Below are 17,364 nucleotides of genomic sequence, written 5' to 3' on the forward strand. Positions count from 1 at the left end.
AAATAAGGCTCGAGAGGGTCTTATTTTTTATGGAAAGGAAAAATAATGTCAGATAATAAGCAAAAAATGATTTTCCCTCAATTAGATTTAGCTGCAGCAGAAGGCCCTACAGCTACTATGAAAACTAATAAGGGCGATATTAAGATTCAACTCTTTGAAATGCAAGCTCCAATGACAGTTGAAAATTTTGTTCGTTTAGCGGAAAAAGGCTACTATGATGGTGTAATTTTCCACCGAGTAATTAAGGACTTTATGATTCAAGGTGGTGACCCTAAGGGGGATGGTACTGGCGGTGAAAGTATATGGGGACACCCATTTGAAGATGAATTTAGTTCACAATTATTTAACTTCCGTGGTGCATTGTCAATGGCAAATTCTGGCCCAAGTACAAATGGCAGTCAATTCTTCATTGTACAAAACCAAAATATGCCCAAACGCTACACTCGTGATATGAGAGAAGCTGGTTATCCGCAAGAAGTTATTAAACGCTACAAGCAAGGTGGTACACCTTGGCTTGACTTCCATCATACTGTTTTTGGTCAAGTTGTTGATGGGATGGATATTGTTGATGCAATTGCTAAAGTTGCTACGAACAATATGGATAAGCCAAATGACGATGTAGTGATTGAAAAAATTACCATTGAAAAATAGTTGATTTTTGCTGGTGCTAAAGGTTAAAATTTAGCATCAGCATTTTTTATTTGGATATAAATTAACATCCAGTTCTACTAGGAAGGGTGAGTAGATGTTATTAAGTTTGCATTATCCAGCATTAAATACCTGGTTTCCAAAAGAAGAGACGTTTATAGAGTTAAATCACGATTATATTAAGAAACTTCACTTTGTAGGTAATAGTGAAATCGTAGAAGTGATTTTAAGGACTCCAATTACGTTGCCTGAAGCGCAGCAATGTCGTAATTTCTTTGATTTCGTTTTCTCACTTTTTGCTGGTAAAAAGATTGCCAGCGGACAACGCTTTATTATTACAAGTGATGGAAAGTATTATTTCATCAATTCTGATAGTCCTTTAATTCATTATCAACGTGATTTAGTGGTCAACTATGCTAATTTATCTTTTGAGGTCTTTAAAAATCAAGCAAGTAATATTTTTGAACAAATTGATGCTAAGTTCAATTACTTGGATAGCTTGATTAAAAGTTATCTTGAAAAAGATGTAGAGCAGTATTTTTTATCTTTTACTACAAATTTAATTGCTTGTCATGAGGGTAAAATTGCACCATTACCGTATTTTCCTTTCTCTTTGCAAGATAGAGTAGAGCAGTTAGTTGAAGCTACTCCAGATTTTATTTTAGATAAGTTGAAGTTAGCTTTTGAGCAAAATCACCTTTATTTAGCAAAAAGAAAAAACAATGAGCATTTAGCAATTAAGTTTGAAAAAGAATCCTTTGATTCAGTTGAAAAATGGTTAGCGGCTACATTTTGGCTTCTTATCAATGATGAAGATGATGAATCACAGTCTGGCATTTTTGCAAATCAAACAATGGAACGGAAATCCCTGCAATTAGTCAATTTTTTGCAGGAACAGATAATTTTACAAATTTTAGGACTAGAAATTACTGATAAGGCATATATTTCTAGTTGTCAGCAATTCCTAGATAATTTATTGTTTGACAAATTGAATGCGAACTTTGAAAAAGCAATTGCTGAATTTGAAAAAATTGTTGAAGTAAAAGATAAGTTTTTACAATTTGAAGAGTAAGAATTTTGCAGAAATTGAACAAATAGTTCATATAAAGTTCATAGCTTGCAGGCATACTATAATCAAATCAATAAAAGGAATGATAAATATGTCTAAAGTGAATGAAAATATCTTAAAAGATGCAGTTCCAATGGTTTCTAAGAAGAATCATCGTTTAGTTAAATCAGTTGGGATAACTTTAATCAGTTTGACTGGCTTAGTTGGATTAGGAATTCTTGGTAAGAAACGTAGATTGTTTTAAACATAGTTAAAAAGGCACTCAATTGAGTGTCTTTTATTTTGCACAAGTAAACCTTTTGCACTTTTTTTAAAAAGCTAAAAGGGTGTAAAGAATTGGTACATAATCATTCTTACACATAACTACGTATAATCAATATTATGTAAAGTAATAATAAGATTTCAAAAGAGAGCAACTCCGATTAATTAGGGCTATCATTGAATCACGAGTATTCAGCAAGGTAATTTAATTCATTTCTTACTAGTTTTATCTCAAGTGTAATTTGAATTTTTTGCAGATAATTTTACCTCACACAGCATTTTGTTTCTTTATTTGATATCAAATTTATGATTAATAATCCTTAATGATAATGATCCACTTCAAGAAGTGCTAACCTTTTTGGCCTTTGCTAGTTTATTTTTTTGTCATTAGTCTAAATAATATTTGATGCTGAGAGCGCGATTCTGCTGCAGAAAAGACTTGTTGAACGATTAGTTATTAGTTATTAATTTGAGCATACTAGCTTGTTTTATGTTTTCTAAACTTTGAATTTAAATCGAATCAGTTTTGCTACTACAGTACATATTTATAATTATTAACTATTGAATTTGCGATGATTCATTCTAATATCTAATATCTAATTTTGCTGTTTTTGGTTTAAAACAAAAGAGTCTTATTACTCACGAGTGAACGTTAGCAACAAAATATTGCAATTCCTTTATTGCATATTCAGTTTTAGGTTGAGATTTATTGCAGTTTTAAGCTAATAGCAGCTTTTGCTGAGAAGGTTGGTATAACAGTATTCTTTATCATAGCTAGCATTAAAACTATAATTTTAATGACAGGTATAAACCAGCTACTCTAACAGTTATTCTAGCTGATCTTAGGTTTTTAAAATTTTTATTTAAATATACTTTTTATTTACAAATTATACTTTATTTGCCAATTCATATTATTTGTAAATTGACTTGTGATTTCGATTTTAAATTTAATTTCTAGTTAGTTGGTGTGTTAAATCTATTCATATTCAGATTGTTTTTCAGATTGTTTAAGCTATTTAAAGTCTTAGAATATCTAATCAAATATCTTAAATAGCTTACTTGCGATAATTAGAATACTCAATTACTTATTAATTATAAACTTTTCGTATCTCGTTTACTTTATTTTACTCATTTATCCTTTATAACATAACAATAAATCACAAATTTAGCTTCTTATTACATGCTTGATAATCTGCCTTAACTTAGGATTTATACGTTTGAGTTTACCTACCTATACTTGTACTTGGAATCTAACTTTCCTATTATATCAAGTTTTTTTAGCTTCCCTCCTCCCCTGTTTAAGCGGGGATAGTGGAGTAGCATAGAAATATAAAACAAATACTTAAATCAAGCATCTTCTTGGCAAAAGCGAATGTACTTTTGGTATGATAGTTTACGTGCTTTAATTTAAACTAGGGAGTTGTATATGGAGACAAAGAAATATTTAAATCTAATAGAACAAGAACTGGCTAATTTGCCTGATTATGTTAGAGAATACAATTTAGGAACCAATCATTCATTGACTACAACCTATCAATATTTAACTGAGATTCGTCGCTTTTTTGATTGGTTAAGACAAGAAAAAATTTCAGATGCTGCTTCAAATAAAGAAGTAAAAATTGCTACTCTTGAAAATTTAAGTCGTAGTGATATGATGCTTTTTATTGATTTCTTGCGGCATATGAAGAACCAACAAGGAAGGTTAAACTCTCCTACTACTGTCAACCGCTCTATTAATGCTTTGAGGAGTTTGTTTAAGTTTCTGACGGTTACAGCTGACAATAATAATGGTGAATCATACTTTGATCGTAATGTAATGCTGAAGATTGATTCCCTGAATGATACTAAGACTTTAAATTATCGTGCTCATATGTTGGAATCGCATATGTATACTGGCGAATTAAAGTATCAATTTTTAGACTTTTTAGATAATGAATATCAAAATCATTGTAATAAGCAGGCCATAACTAGCTTCAAACTTAATAAAGAACGTGACCTAGCAATCGTTGCTCTGATACTTGGTACTGGGGTTAGAGTTTCAGAATGTGCTAGTATAAATGTTAAAGATATAAATTTAAAAGAAGCGACCCTTGATGTAACCCGTAAAGGCGGACAAAGAGATAGTGTTCCGATTGCGCCATGGACTTTGCCATATTTAAAAGCTTATGCTCAAATTCGTAAAAATCGTTATCGTGTTGATGATAAAGAGAAAGCCTTCTTTTTGAGTTTATATCACAAGAAAACAAGTAGGATTACTCCTAATGGTATTGAACGGCTTGTAAGTAAATATTCGAAAAGTTTTGGTCATCCATTAACTCCACATAAGTTGCGACATACCCTTGCTAGTGAGCTTTATGATGTGACTAAAGATCAAGTTTTAGTAGCTCAACAATTAGGTCAAAAAGGAACTAGTGCTACTGATTTATATACTCACGTTGACCAAACAAAACAAAAAGCTGCATTGAAGAAATTATCCCAACAGGAGTAAATAGCCTTTGATTAATGGAGGTTACTTATGAAAAATCATAATATTGGAGGTCTTATTAAACAACAACGAAATGCACATGGATTAACTCAAGAAAGATTGGCCGAATTATCAGGAGTTTCTGTTGCATATATTTCAAAACTTGAAAGTAATTCAACACAAAACGTTAGTCTTAAGGTTTTAGATAAACTTTTTACTACGCTAGGTATTGGCTGGACCGAAGCTTTTATTTGGGAAGACAAAACTATCAGAAATCGTTCCAAAAATCCATATATGTTACAAATAATTGATTCAATTAGTCAATTGGAAGAAATAAATACCCCTGAGGTAAATAATATGGCAAGAGTAGTCTTACAAGTTATAAAAACTTTTCTTAATGAGCAAGCTCGATATCAAAAATTATTAGAACAAGATAAAAAGGCGACGTAGCGTCGCCTTTTTAGTTGTTCTTTGTTTTATCTTTTGAGATTGAACCTTGTCCAGCGGTAATAAGTACGTACTGTTTTCCACTTTTAACTACTTTACCATTAGTATAAGTTAAGACTTGAGTTCGAGTATCTTTTTTGTGTTTGAAAATATAAGTAACTTTATAATCAATTCGACTTGTCGCATTTCCAAGTGGTAAGATCCGATTAATTTTAACTTTCATCTTGTATGAACGAATTTTTGAATCTTTATCAAATCCTTGAATCATTTTCTTTAAATCTTGATAGCTTGAGTTATTTGAACCATTATTAAAATACTTAGTTTTAATTTTCTTGTTAAAGATGCGTTCTAATAAGTCTTGAGCATCATCTTCTTTAATAAGCCCAGCCCAACTTGGCTCAAGAATGTATCTACCCTTTTTATAGTTTAACTGCTTCCCAAGTTGCTTATTTTTGGCAAATAATGCAAGGCTATTAGTTATGTCAGAAGTAACGTTTTGATTATCTAAGTTGTATTTGACATATAAGAGCGTTTTTGAATTGATAGGATATGATTTTAGATGGCCAATTCCGTCTTTATTTAAATGGGCCACCAATTTATCATTGATATAAACTTTCCCGTATGGGACAGACTTAATGGTAAAACTAAGGGTCTTAATGTCAAGATTACTTTGCTTGTTTTGATTTAAAGTCAAAACTTCACCTGTAGTTAAACTTCGACCTGCAACTTTAGTTTTAATCTTGGCCTGATATTGGCCAAAGAAAAGGCCCCTAATCGTCTTCGAATAGTTCGTATTTGACTTGGAAATTACCCCATAGTATCTGTCATTTAAGTAAAGTTTAGAGTTAGGATGGTTAGTTTTGGCGGTTAAATTGTAAGTTGGTACCAAGAGTTTATATTTGGGATATACTAGATAATATCCTTCTTGTATAAGCTTGATACCTTGGTAGCTTTTCCCTTGGGTCAAAGCTTTAATAAGTTGGTTCTTTTGCTTAGTTGAAGTTTTTAAATAAAGCTGAAAAGGCTTAATATTAGAGCTATTTATCTCTGCATTGCTTTTCCCAGTAGTAATATATTTAACTAGACCTGTTTGGTTGGGATTTTCTAAATATGCACTAATTCGGCTTAATTGATTACTTCGAGAATAATAACTCATACCAGCAAAAAAGCTAAAAAGTACGATTGCTCCACCAATTCCCATAATTAGCCACACGCGACGCTTTTTTGGTGATAGTTTTGCGTGTTTTAATGGTTTAAATAGATTTTGATAATTAAACTTCTGATTGAATTTGATAAATTCGTGATGAATCGGCTCGTCAATTTCATCTTTGAATTCAATGAATTTACTGAAAAAGTTACCAGTTTTCTTTTGCTTTCTCAATTTCTCTACTTGTTTGAATTCTTGACGTGTTAAAGGTTGTGACTTTCTTTTAGAATTGTTTCCCGGTATAATTCTTGTTTTTTGGTTTGCACCACAGTTGGTACAATAGATATCCCCTTTTTTCAGGCGATGTCCGCAGTAAAAACAATATCGTTCAGCCAAAGAAAAACCTCCTCATGTAAAGTTGGCTATTTCATTATTATACTGAAAGATTGTGGCGGATTTACAAAGATTTCTTTAAATTATTGTTACATAAAAAAAGCACCTCGTAATTGAGATGCTTTTTAAATATTTATTATTTAGATGCAGATGGCAAAAACATACAGATAATAAGAATATCTACTACTAATAAAACAATTGCGAACAACCATGCAACAATAATACGGTTCTTCTTTAAATTCCCTTCTGCTGTAAAAATTTCGTGGAAGCAGCTTACCAAAACAGCAATATCGCCAATAAACTTAGGAATTGCAATAAAAAAGCCAACACCTGTAGCAAAACCAATTATTGATTGAATTGCTTCTGAAGGGTTAAAAATTGAAGAAATTAGATTTTGAGATGTAAGAAAATCAGATAATTTAGAACCTGTGAACAGAACTGTTGCAGAGACTATAGCACAAGTTACTACACAAAGACCTGATTTATTCATAATCTTTGTTACATAATCCAAATAACTAATTCGTTTAGTATATTTCTCAGTGAAGAGCATATTATTCATGTAGTATGAAATCAAAATTTCAATTAATTTAGTTGCAATACTAAAAATTAAAAGTCCAAAAATTATAGAACCTACTGTATCAGCTATTTGTGAACTAAAATTGCCAAATTTACTGATGGCAGAGTTAAGTGAGAAGTATAAAAGACCTAATGGAATTACCGCTTCTAATACAATTGTAAGTACACCATACCATTTGCTATCAGCTTTTTGATCTGAACCTGGGTTCTTTAAACTAGTTACTAACCAATTCCAGTATGACTTAGAATTACTCTTAAGTTTTTCCATATTTTCGTTGTTTTGTTGTACCGGTTGTTGAGGTGCTTGTTGTTGTACCGGTTGAGTTTGTTGTTGTGCAGGTTGTACCGGTTGGTTTTCTTGAGCTGGTTGTTGTTGAGTTGCTACTTGTTCAGTGAACTTAAAACCACAGCTTGTACAGAACTTATCTCCTGCTTCGATCATTGCGTGACAATTTGGACATTCTTTCATTCTTTAACTCCTATTACTAATCATCATTATCGTTGTTGCTGCTAATTAACTTTCCGCCACCAATACTCTTGATTTGGTAGTCGCCTTCCCCATTCTTATGAATGACTGCACCAGAATAATGCATTACTTGGTTTAAGTCACCATCATCACGAGTAAAGCTGTACTTAACTTCATAGACTACATTAGTGTCATCATTACCTGCTGGCGTGAGAGAGATAATCTTAACACTAGTTGAGTATGAAATATTTTTATCATTATCATCATATTGGTCAAACATCTTAGTTAATTCGTTGTAGCTACTGTTGTCTGATCCACTGATAAAGAGATCACTTGAGAGTTCATCTTTATCAAATGCTTTGCCTAGTAAATCTTCAGCATCAGATTTTGAAATTACGCCTTTCCAGCTTGGGGTTAAGACGTACTTGCCATCGTCGTGACTTAAAGCGCCACCAACTTCACCATCAGCTGCATAATCACCTAAGGCAGTAGTTACTTTAGAAGCAATAGTCTTACCGTTTGACTTAAATTTGACATATAATTCAGTATTCTTAGTAAGTGGGTATTCTTTGAAAGTCTTCTTACCATTATTGTCTAAAGTACCTACTTTTTTATCGTTAATATAAACTGTTGCATTTGGTACTGAACTAACAGTAAATGTTAAAGTCTTAATAGATAAATCTACATTCTTTGGTGAAAATAGATTAACTTGTGAGCTAGCACTTAAATGTCTACCGGAAATAGTAGCTTTTGCATTTAAGTTATATTGACCAACAAATAAGTTGCTGAGCTTTTTACTATAATCACCATCGGAACCAGACAATGTACCATAGTTCTTACCATTTACATAGACATTAGTTCCTTTATGATTGCTGTATAACTTAGCATCATAAGTTGGACATGATAATTTATATTTTGGAAATAGGAAAAAGTACTTCCCATCTTCTACCAAACTAATACCAGTATTTGAGCTAGCAATATTGCCATTTAAAGAGCTAATGAATTTGTTAGCTTCATTGGTATTATTATGGAAATATGTTTGCAAAGGCTTAAGCTTTGCGTCTGTTGGTTTTACATTAGAGTTACTTGCAATAACATATTGAGACAAACCGCCCTTTTGAGGATTTCTAATTAATTCTGAAATCCGAGAGATTTGGTTTTCTTTACTGTAGTAACTCTTACCAAAGAAAAAGCCTCCAAGAACTGCGACTGCAACTACTGCTGTTCCGGCATAAATTGCCTTAGTCTTCTTATCAAGCGGTTTGGCTTGATGAGTAGCTCGAACAGCTTCTCTAGTAACAGTTTGCTTTTTTTGAGGCTGAACTTTTGGTATTTGTACATGCTGCGGTTCAGACTTAGGTGTAGTGTTAACTACATTGTTTTTTGGCGATTGAGGCTTTTGATTATGCTTACTCAAATTAGTACCACAATTTGGACAAAAAACAGCGTCTGCTTTAACTTCTGTACCACAGTTAAAACAAAACTTTTTGTTCATTCCCTTACCCTCCTATATACTGTTGTGACTAAAAGTCAACTTCATTATTATATATCAATCTTTATAGTTTTTTAAGAAAAAATTGACATAAAAAAAGACGCTGACAGTTGTCAGCGTTTTTAAAAGATAATTTTAAGCATCAATTTCAGGTGCTTTGCCTAATTCAGCTTGTAACATCCAAATTCGCTTATCATTTGCTGCTTTAAAGCCAGTGAAGATGTCATTAGTTGCGGCATCTCCTTCTTTATCTGCAGTTTCCAACCCTTTTTCATATAAATCGTTTAAGTATCTGTAGTCTTTAACTAAAATTTCAAGACGTTCTTCCATTGTTCTGTCCCAACGTCCCTTTTCATCAGGAATCTTGGTGTTTTCAACGTATTCACCTAAGGTTGAATATGGTGCTCCGTCAATTGCAATTAAACGTTCTGAAATTACATCCATTTGTTCATTTAAGTCATCCATGAAGTCATCCATTAATGGGTGAAGCTTCATAAAGCCGCGTCCTCTCATGTACCAGTGAGTTTGACGAACTACAGCAATCATTTGGTTTAAGTCAGCAACGGCTTGATTTAAAATTTTCTTTGTTTCTGGATATTTCATAAATAAAAAACCTCCTTAAAATATCTATTTTTATGATAGTCCTTTTTATTAAAAAATGTATACTAATTTGCCTAGTAAATATACAAAAAAAGCACTAGTTTTTTAACTAGTGCTGGCAGGTTTATTTTGTGAAATCTATTTTATTGATATCTTCAACATAAGTAATACCGATTGATTTTTCTCCTAAGTGAGTGGCAATAACCGGTCCAAATTCATCAACTTCAACAGAGTTATTAGGATACTCTTCACTAAGCCAATCTTTAAGTTCTTCGGCTTGACTTTGGTCATTTGAATGAACCACTAAGAAGCGAAGCTTATCTGGGTTAGCAAATTTAGCAACATTTGCTTGAGTTAATTCTTTTGCCTTTTTAACTGCACGCTTCATTGATCTTACCTTATCAAAGGCCACGATTTTATGACTTTCATTGTCGAAGGTTAAGAGCGGTTTAATATGAAGCATAGTACCAATAAAGGCTCCAGCATTACTTAAACGACCACCACGACTTAAATTGTTCAAATCATCGACAATGAAAATTTCATCGATAGTTGAACGAATTTGGTCTAAACGCTTAATAATCTGATCAGGGGTGTAACCAGCTTTAATCATCTTAGCTGCAGCTAAAACTAAGTAACCCATTAAGCGAATAGTGATTTGAGAATCATATGGATATAAGTTATATTCTGGGTTATTGTGAGCAATATTCACTAATGTTTGATTAAACCCAGAAATGGTGCTTGCCAAAGTAATAGTAATTATTGCTTCATAACCTTCATCATGTAATTTGTTAAATAAGCTAATCATTTCACCCATGCTAGGCTGTGAAGTCTTAGGAAAAGCTGCTCCTTCATCTTGCATCTTAAATAATTGACTTGGAGTAATATCAATTCCTTCTTTAAATTCTTGATCTCCAACAATAACTGGAATAGGAACGACAATAATATTGTTATCTTCTATTTCTTGCTTAGTTAAGTAGCTTGTACTATCGGTGATTAATGCTATTTTCACGGTAAAAAGCCCTTCTATCTAGTAGTTTAATAAGCTAATTATAGCATATTTTAATTAGGTGGTCGAAGTAAATTTTGTATAGTAACTTTGCAAAGCAAAATAAAAAAGCCGGTTAAACCAGCTAAAAAGAAGAAACACCTAAATGATTGACGATATTTTGTAAATTGGCTTGAAAGTTTTTACTTTCTTGCTCTTTAAGTGAAGAAAATAATTCATTATGAATTTGATCAAGAAGTTGGATTAATTCATGATACTTTTGAATACCTACTTCATTGAGTTTGACAGTTTTACTGGAATCAGTTTCCGAACGAAGAACTTGAATTAAGGTCTTCGTTCTACCTTGCTGAAGTTGACGACTTAAGGTAGATAATGAAATGTTTAAGTTGCAAGCAAGTTTTCCCATAGTTAATTCTTGATTACCATTTTGACCAAAATAAAGTAAAAGCCGTGTTTGTGAAAGATTCAATCCACAGTTATGCAAAATCCTTTTTTTAATAGATTCCGCAATTTCATTGAAATGCAAAACGTCCATATACCTCTCCTATAACAAATTAGTTATTAAAGCAATGACGAAAGGAATTAAGAAAGATATTCAATAACAAAAATGTTATTGAATGTGTTTCGACTTGCACTATCTAGTTTAATACATCAAAAAAATTAATACAGTCTTGATTTTTTATAAAAAAGTGCTTTTTGCCGAGTACTCTTTTTACAGATTTTACTAGACCAATTTTTTGGTCTAGTAAATCATATTTCTGATTTTCTTCAATTAATTGGTATAATAGTAAATAACATTATTTTTAAGAGGTGGTTTAATGGCTTTTGATGGTTTATTTATTCATTCAATATTGACTAAGCTCTCCCCTATTCTTGAGACTGGTCGTCTTTCAAAAATTTATCAACCATTTGCACATGATTTAATCTTAGTTTTTCGAAAAAATCGCAAAAATTACCAATTATTATTGTCAATAAATCCTCAATATCCAAGATTTTATCTTACTAATCAATCAATTAATAATCCGGACAAGGCACCAACTTTTGTTATGGTTTTAAGAAAGTACCTTGAAGGGTCAATTTTACAAAAAATTGAACAAGTTGGACAAGATAGAATTGTTAATTTCTTTTTCTCGAATCGAAATGAGCTTGGGGATGAAGTTGAATTAGTACTTTCATTAGAATTAATGGGTCGGCATAGTAACGTGATTTTATATAATAAGCAAGATGGTAAAATTATTGACCTATTGAAGAGAGTTAATCCTGATGACAATAGAGCTAGATTGCTTTTACCTAAGGCAAAATATGAATTACCCCCACTGAATCCAGGACTTAATGGTTTTAGTCTTTCTGAAAATGATTTTAATAAATTGGCTAAACAAATAGAGCCGATGGCTTTTGCACAAAAAGTTAGTGGACTCGATCGCGATGACCGTCTTGAGTTAACAGGTTATCTTGAAGATGATTATAGTTATGATAGCTTTAAGACTTTTATGGGGCACTTTGATAATCCAAAAGGCTATGTTTTTAGAAATGCTAAACGGAAAGAAAAGTTTTTTGTATATCTGCCATATCATTTAGGCTTAGAATTATATAATAAAAATGATGATGTTTTCGCCGCTTTAGATGAGTTTTATCATGAGATGGAGAATCGAGATTGGGTACGACAAAGAGCTCGAGTTATTTTGAATTTAGTTAATAATGAGCAAAAGAAATTAAGTAAAAAGGTTATTAAACTACGTAGACAACTTGATTTAGCTGAAAATTCTGAAGATTACCGCATCAAAGGTGAAATTTTAAATGCATATCTGCATGAGGTCAAAACTGGGATGACCAAGGTTAGTTTGCCAAATTATTATCAGGAAAATGCACCGATTGAGATTAAACTTGATCCTGCTCTCTCTCCTGCTAGAAATGCACAAAAATATTTTACTAAGTATCAAAAATTAAGAAATTCAATCAAACACGTTCAAGAGCAGATTAAAATTGCAAATGATAACTTAGTTTATTTTGACTCAATTGAAACTGCTATTAATAATGCCGAACCACAAGATATCGATGCTATTCGTGATGAATTGATAGCACAAGGATACTTACATAGCCAAGTAAAAGTCAGAAAAAAGAAGATTACTGAAAAGACCTTGAACCAGTTTAAGTTAAGCTCAGGCAAATTAGTCTTAGTTGGAAAAAATAACTATCAAAATGATTGGTTGACTTTTAAAAAGGCTGATAAGTTCTATTATTGGTTCCACGTAAAAAACATTCCGGGCTCTCATTGTATTTTGTGTGATCAAAATCCAACTGATGAAGATATTGCTGAAACTGCAGAAATTGCGGCCTACTTTTCTAAGGCTAGACTTTCAGGGCATGTGCAAGTTGATTATGTGCAAGTAAAACGAGTAAAAAAGCCTAATGGTGCTAAGCCAGGTTTTGTAATTTATACTGGACAAAATTCAATTGAAACGACTCCTGTTGAAGAAGATGTTTTAAGAAAACGAATAAATTAATGAATATAAATAAAAAAGGCTGTTGTAATTCAACAGTCTTTTAGTTTACATAATTTTTGCGATGTTAAATTGGTTGCGTAGTTAAAGCAAGTGACTCTAGGACAGCTAAAATTAATTTAGCTGTTTGCAAACTACTGAAAACCGGGATGTGTGTACTTAAAGCTTGATCTCGAATTTGAATTGCGTCATGACTAGCGTTGTCAGACAAGTTGGTAATATTAATTACCATAACAATCTTGTGTGATGCAATCTTTTCGAGCAAGTTATGTTGATCTTCTTGCACCTTTTTAACGATACCAGTAGTAATTCCAGCTTCAGCTAAGATTGTAGCAGTCCCTTCAGTGGCTACTAGTTTAAAGCCTAACCGATGGAATCGTTTGGCTAGAGCGATAGTATTTTGTTTATCTTCATCTCTAACTGAAATAAAAATCGTGCCATAACTTGGAATATTTAAATTACTACCTTCATATCCCTTGAACAAGGCCTTGGAAAGTTGGGTATCTCGACCCATAACTGAACCTGAAGATTTCATTTTTGAATCAAAGGTATTGTCAGATTCATAACCTATGTAAGAAAATACCGGCATCTTAACGTGAATTAGGTTACTTACATTCCAAATGCCGGGTTCAATCCCCTGTTCTTTCAAACTTTGACCAAGTAAACATTTGGTTGTGATTGCAACTAAGTCTTTATTTAATGATTTAGATAAAAATGCTAGGTTATGACCGGCGTATGTTTTAACTTGTAAAATAAAGAAACGTTTTTTTGCATATAAGAAGTGTAAATTAAACATTCCTGGCATCTCAAATTTAGAGATTAATTCTTGTGATACCTTTACTAAGAGGCTCATTTGTTCAGAAGTTAAATTTTGAGGTTTAAAAACCGCAATTGAATCACTAGCATGAGATCCAGTTTGTTCAAGGTGTTCAATAATTCCAGGAATAGTAACCTCTTTACCGTCTGAGATTGCAGTAACTTCGTATTTTCGTCCCTCAATAAAACTAGAAATAGTAATTTCATCTAGGTTATTTTCATCAATGTATTTTTCAAGAGCAGGAATATCATAAACAACAGCACTCTTTAATTTTATTTTATTTGCTTTGCCTCCAATCAGTACTGGGAAGCCATGAGATTTGCTGAATTCAATTGCTTGTGCACGCTGACTAAGCTTAGCATGTGGGACAACAGCAATATTAGAATCATTAATATTCAATACTTGCCCCGCTATTTGTTGGCTGTAATCTCCCTGTCCCAGTATTTCTAATCCTGATTCGGCAAAGTCAGCCCGCATTTGATTGACTTCTTTACCCGAAAATTGAGTTAAGACCTGCTTAATTCCTTCCCGGTTAACAATTTCACGAATATTGCTTATTGTAATTGGTTCAAAGTAAGTACGGTCTACTAACTCATAAGCCGTCGATACTGCTTCAGGGTTATTGCTAATCAAAATCGTTTTAATATTATTAGCTTTAAGAGTCTTAATTGCGTGATACAACATGTAATCATATTCACTAGTTAAACTCACTTGAATGGGATGCATACCAATAATTAGAACTTTGTTTTCCCCATCTGTTATCGGACTAATCTCATTTCTACAGTCATAAGCGCTGTAGCAAACTGAATATTTAGCAGGATATAAACCACTACTACCATCTAATGATAAATACGCAGGTAAAATATTTTCTTCATGTCGAATTTTTTCAATTTCATGACCTGTTTTATTAGTAAAAAGACTAATCAATACATCCGAAAAGCCATATTTTTTAGCCATTTTAAGACTTTCAAGCGTGAAACTAGCTTGTAACTGTTTAATTATTTTGATAATATTGCTCAGTTTTTCAAAGAAAATAGGATGAATACGAGTAACTTCGTGGATTGCGACATAATCAATACCTTGATAAATTGCTGCTAAAGTAATAATTAGATGTTGTTCATTTGGCTCACTTAAATCAGCCAAAATTTCTTCATTAGATTTTTTTAGCTCACCAAAAAAGACCTTTTGAAATAGGTGTAAATCGAAACATGAATCAAGTGATTTTAAAAAGGCAGCTTCAAAATTGCGCCCAATATTAATACTCTCTCCGCTAGAGCGCATACGGTCACTTAATTTATAATGATTTAGTCCAGATTCATTAAATGAAAAGTATGGAGCCTTGACTGCAACTACATCTAATACTGGTTCTATTGCTGCATTTAAGCCAGTAAGTGGTTGAACAATTTCATTAAGATTATAGCCTAAGGCAATTTTAGCTAAAACATAACCAACATCGTACATACCTACTCTTTTACTTAATAGACTTGATCTAGTTAAACGTTCCTTAATGGTTAAAATCTTAGCTTTGATACTAGTATCAGAGTGACTGACGGCAAAGTGAATACTTAGAAAGCCTTTAACATTTAAACTATTCATGACCTTTTTAGTTAGCTTTCGTAGTTGCCGGACATGATCATTATTTAAAGTTAATGCAGGAGCAACAATAAAGGAGTCGCCTGAATTAATTGAAACACTTTCAATGCAAGATGCAATGTTCAAGAAATTGAAATTACCATTATTATCGCGAATCACGTCGACAATAATTTCTTCCCAATCAGATAAGTCTTCAGTCAGCCGGTAATTAGTTAATTTAAATTGTTCAATCATGCTTTCTTGCTTAAAGAAACTTTCTAATGACTTGACATCTTGGAATTTAAAGTGTTCATTTCGAATGTATTGATGATATTTAGTAACTAATACTGGAAAGTTAACTTGGTTTAAATGATCCAAGATAGTTTCTTTATCTGCTTCAAGATGCCAAGATTCAGATGTAGGAAACTTATGTTTTTGTAAGAAAGCAATTTGGTCTTTGTGGGACAAAATATTCAAGAGTTTAGTATTAGTGGTCATGAGTTTAATGCCCATCTCTTGAATTATGCCATCTTCAACTAATTCTTTAGCAACTTTTAAGCCATTTGTACTACCATAAGCGGTCACAATTGCATCTGGCTCTTCCATTCGTAAGATTCGTTTCATAAATGACAAGGTCATTGGCTCTAAGTAAACAGTGACTCCCTTTTGGCGGTCACCAGCAACTGTTGCTGGGTTAGGGTTGACTAAAACAACATGTACATCTTCCTCTTGAAAGGCCCTGATTGCAGCTTCTGTATATACGTCCATTTCAGCTACGTTTCCAACAATATTAGGCCCACTACCAAGTACTAATACCTTGTTTAAATCATTTTCTAGTGGCATTATCAAGCTCCATTAAATTAATAAATTGATCAAAAATTGGTAAAGCATCAAAACTACCAGGTGCCCCCTCTGGATTGAAGGCAGTTGCTAATATCTTATCATCTTGAAGATAATATCCTGCAAGCAAATCTGTATATAAATCATAATAAGCTTCAGATAAGTTTAAATTACCATTTTCGCTAAGTACTAATTGATTTAAATTAACAGAAGTTTGCCAAATAACATTAGTATTTTGCTGAATAACCGGATAATTGGTCCCATTATAAGGTTTTGGTAAATCAATTATTTCCAAATTTAAATAAGAAGAAATAACTAGAAAACCTAACCCGATAGCCAATATTGGCAACTTTTGATAGAAATGATCTAAAATTGGTGTCAAAGCTTTATAGACTTCATTAACAGTCCCTGGCCCATTGGAAATGACAATTCCATCGGGCTTTAAATTTTGAATATCTTGGGGATTAGAATTATAAGGAACTACAACTACATTGGCCTTGTGTAAAGATAACTCTCTTAACATTGAATGCTTTAGGCCTAAATCAATTACGACGATTGTCTTACCGATATTAGGTGCGGCATAAGAATTATTAGTTGATACTTGTGCTGTTTTATTTTTGGGTAAAACTAAGGCTCTAATTTGATCAAAGGCATGTTCATCGTTAGCATCCATAATAGATGCTTTTAATTTTTTGTGCTCAGCAAGTTTATGAGCTAAGGCTCTGGTGTCAACACCATAAATTGCTGGTATCTTTTTTTCTTTTAGAAAATAATTTAATTCCTGAAAATTAGGTGAATCGGAAATTTTATTAGCGATTTCGTTACAGATAATACCTCTAACTGTAGGATCAATTGCTTCATAGTCAATTGAATTGATACCAGTCGTCCCAATTACAGGAGTAGTAAAAACCAAAATTCGGCCGTTATTAGTAGGATCAGTTAAGGCCTCTTGATAGCCATAATTACTTGTTTGAATTGCTAGTTCACCTGTAGAAATTGTCTCAGCGCCAAAGCTTTGACCAGCAAAAGAACTACCATCTTCTAAAATTAAATATCTTTTCATTC

Annotated in this window: 14 protein-coding genes; 6 read left to right on the forward strand and 8 right to left on the reverse strand. The window is 32.5% G+C overall.

Features of this window, described 5'->3' with window-relative positions:
* Nucleotides 1-66 precede the first annotated feature (66 nt).
* The 5 genes from H628_RS0105655 to H628_RS07485 all read left to right on the forward strand — a co-directional run bounded on the left by H628_RS0105655 (nucleotide 67) and on the right by H628_RS07485 (nucleotide 4,892).
* Complete coding sequence (locus H628_RS0105655; protein WP_027825580.1) at nucleotides 67-651, forward strand: peptidylprolyl isomerase; 585 nt, start codon at nucleotides 67-69, stop codon at nucleotides 649-651.
* A 94-nt stretch (nucleotides 652-745) separates the two neighbouring features.
* Nucleotides 746-1,720, forward strand: coding sequence for a hypothetical protein (locus H628_RS0105660; RefSeq protein WP_027825581.1), 975 nt, complete (start codon nucleotides 746-748; stop codon nucleotides 1,718-1,720).
* A gap of 88 nt (nucleotides 1,721-1,808) precedes the next feature.
* On the forward strand, nucleotides 1,809-1,961 hold the full coding sequence (locus H628_RS07790; RefSeq protein WP_162139505.1) for a hypothetical protein: 153 nt from the start codon (nucleotides 1,809-1,811) through the stop codon (nucleotides 1,959-1,961).
* A gap of 1,443 nt (nucleotides 1,962-3,404) precedes the next feature.
* Nucleotides 3,405-4,466, forward strand: coding sequence for a tyrosine recombinase XerS (gene xerS, locus H628_RS0105670; RefSeq protein ID WP_027825582.1), 1,062 nt, complete (start codon nucleotides 3,405-3,407; stop codon nucleotides 4,464-4,466).
* 27 nt (nucleotides 4,467-4,493) lie between these two features.
* On the forward strand, nucleotides 4,494-4,892 hold the full coding sequence (locus tag H628_RS07485) for a helix-turn-helix domain-containing protein (RefSeq protein WP_051237974.1): 399 nt from the start codon (nucleotides 4,494-4,496) through the stop codon (nucleotides 4,890-4,892).
* Nucleotides 4,893-4,902: 10 nt separating this feature from the next.
* Here H628_RS07485 and H628_RS0105680 read toward each other — a convergent pair whose 3' ends face one another.
* The 6 genes from H628_RS0105680 to H628_RS0105705 form a co-directional block, all read right to left on the reverse strand.
* Nucleotides 4,903-6,432: a zinc ribbon domain-containing protein gene (locus tag H628_RS0105680; protein ID WP_027825583.1), complete on the reverse strand. Its 1,530-nt coding sequence runs from the start codon at nucleotides 6,430-6,432 to the stop codon at nucleotides 4,903-4,905.
* Between the two features lie 133 nt (nucleotides 6,433-6,565).
* Nucleotides 6,566-7,474 carry a zinc-ribbon domain-containing protein gene (locus H628_RS0105685; RefSeq protein WP_027825584.1) on the reverse strand — a complete coding sequence of 303 codons (909 nt, stop codon included), beginning with the start codon at nucleotides 7,472-7,474 and terminating at the stop codon, nucleotides 6,566-6,568.
* Between the two features lie 16 nt (nucleotides 7,475-7,490).
* A complete protein-coding gene (locus H628_RS07490; RefSeq protein WP_027825585.1) occupies nucleotides 7,491-8,966 on the reverse strand; it encodes a zinc ribbon domain-containing protein in 1,476 nt (491 codons plus the stop codon).
* 132 nt (nucleotides 8,967-9,098) lie between these two features.
* Nucleotides 9,099-9,566, reverse strand: a complete 468-nt coding sequence (locus H628_RS0105695; protein WP_027825586.1) for a Dps family protein — start codon at nucleotides 9,564-9,566, stop codon at nucleotides 9,099-9,101.
* 121 nt (nucleotides 9,567-9,687) lie between these two features.
* Nucleotides 9,688-10,572 (reverse strand): DegV family protein, encoded by an 885-nt coding sequence (locus tag H628_RS0105700; protein WP_027825587.1) that lies wholly within the window; start codon nucleotides 10,570-10,572, stop codon nucleotides 9,688-9,690.
* Nucleotides 10,573-10,693: 121 nt separating this feature from the next.
* Entirely contained in the window at nucleotides 10,694-11,104 is a 411-nt protein-coding gene (locus tag H628_RS0105705) for a MarR family winged helix-turn-helix transcriptional regulator (RefSeq protein ID WP_027825588.1), read from the reverse strand.
* A gap of 283 nt (nucleotides 11,105-11,387) precedes the next feature.
* On the opposite strand from H628_RS0105705, the gene H628_RS0105710 reads away from it, so the two are divergent.
* Nucleotides 11,388-13,073 (forward strand): Rqc2 family fibronectin-binding protein, encoded by a 1,686-nt coding sequence (locus H628_RS0105710; RefSeq protein ID WP_027825589.1) that lies wholly within the window; start codon nucleotides 11,388-11,390, stop codon nucleotides 13,071-13,073.
* 64 nt (nucleotides 13,074-13,137) lie between these two features.
* On the opposite strand, the gene H628_RS0105715 is transcribed toward H628_RS0105710, so the two are convergent.
* Both H628_RS0105715 and H628_RS0105720 read right to left on the reverse strand, forming a co-directional pair.
* Nucleotides 13,138-16,302: a carbamoyl-phosphate synthase large subunit gene (locus H628_RS0105715; RefSeq protein WP_027825590.1), complete on the reverse strand. Its 3,165-nt coding sequence runs from the start codon at nucleotides 16,300-16,302 to the stop codon at nucleotides 13,138-13,140.
* Complete coding sequence (locus H628_RS0105720; protein WP_027825591.1) at nucleotides 16,286-17,362, reverse strand: carbamoyl phosphate synthase small subunit; 1,077 nt, start codon at nucleotides 17,360-17,362, stop codon at nucleotides 16,286-16,288. Before H628_RS0105720 ends, H628_RS0105715 begins: the two co-directional genes overlap by 17 nt.
* Nucleotides 17,363-17,364 lie beyond the last annotated feature (2 nt).

The organism is Lactobacillus psittaci DSM 15354, from assembly GCF_000425905.1.
In the GTDB taxonomy this organism is placed as follows: Bacteria; Bacillota; Bacilli; order Lactobacillales; family Lactobacillaceae; genus Lactobacillus; species Lactobacillus psittaci.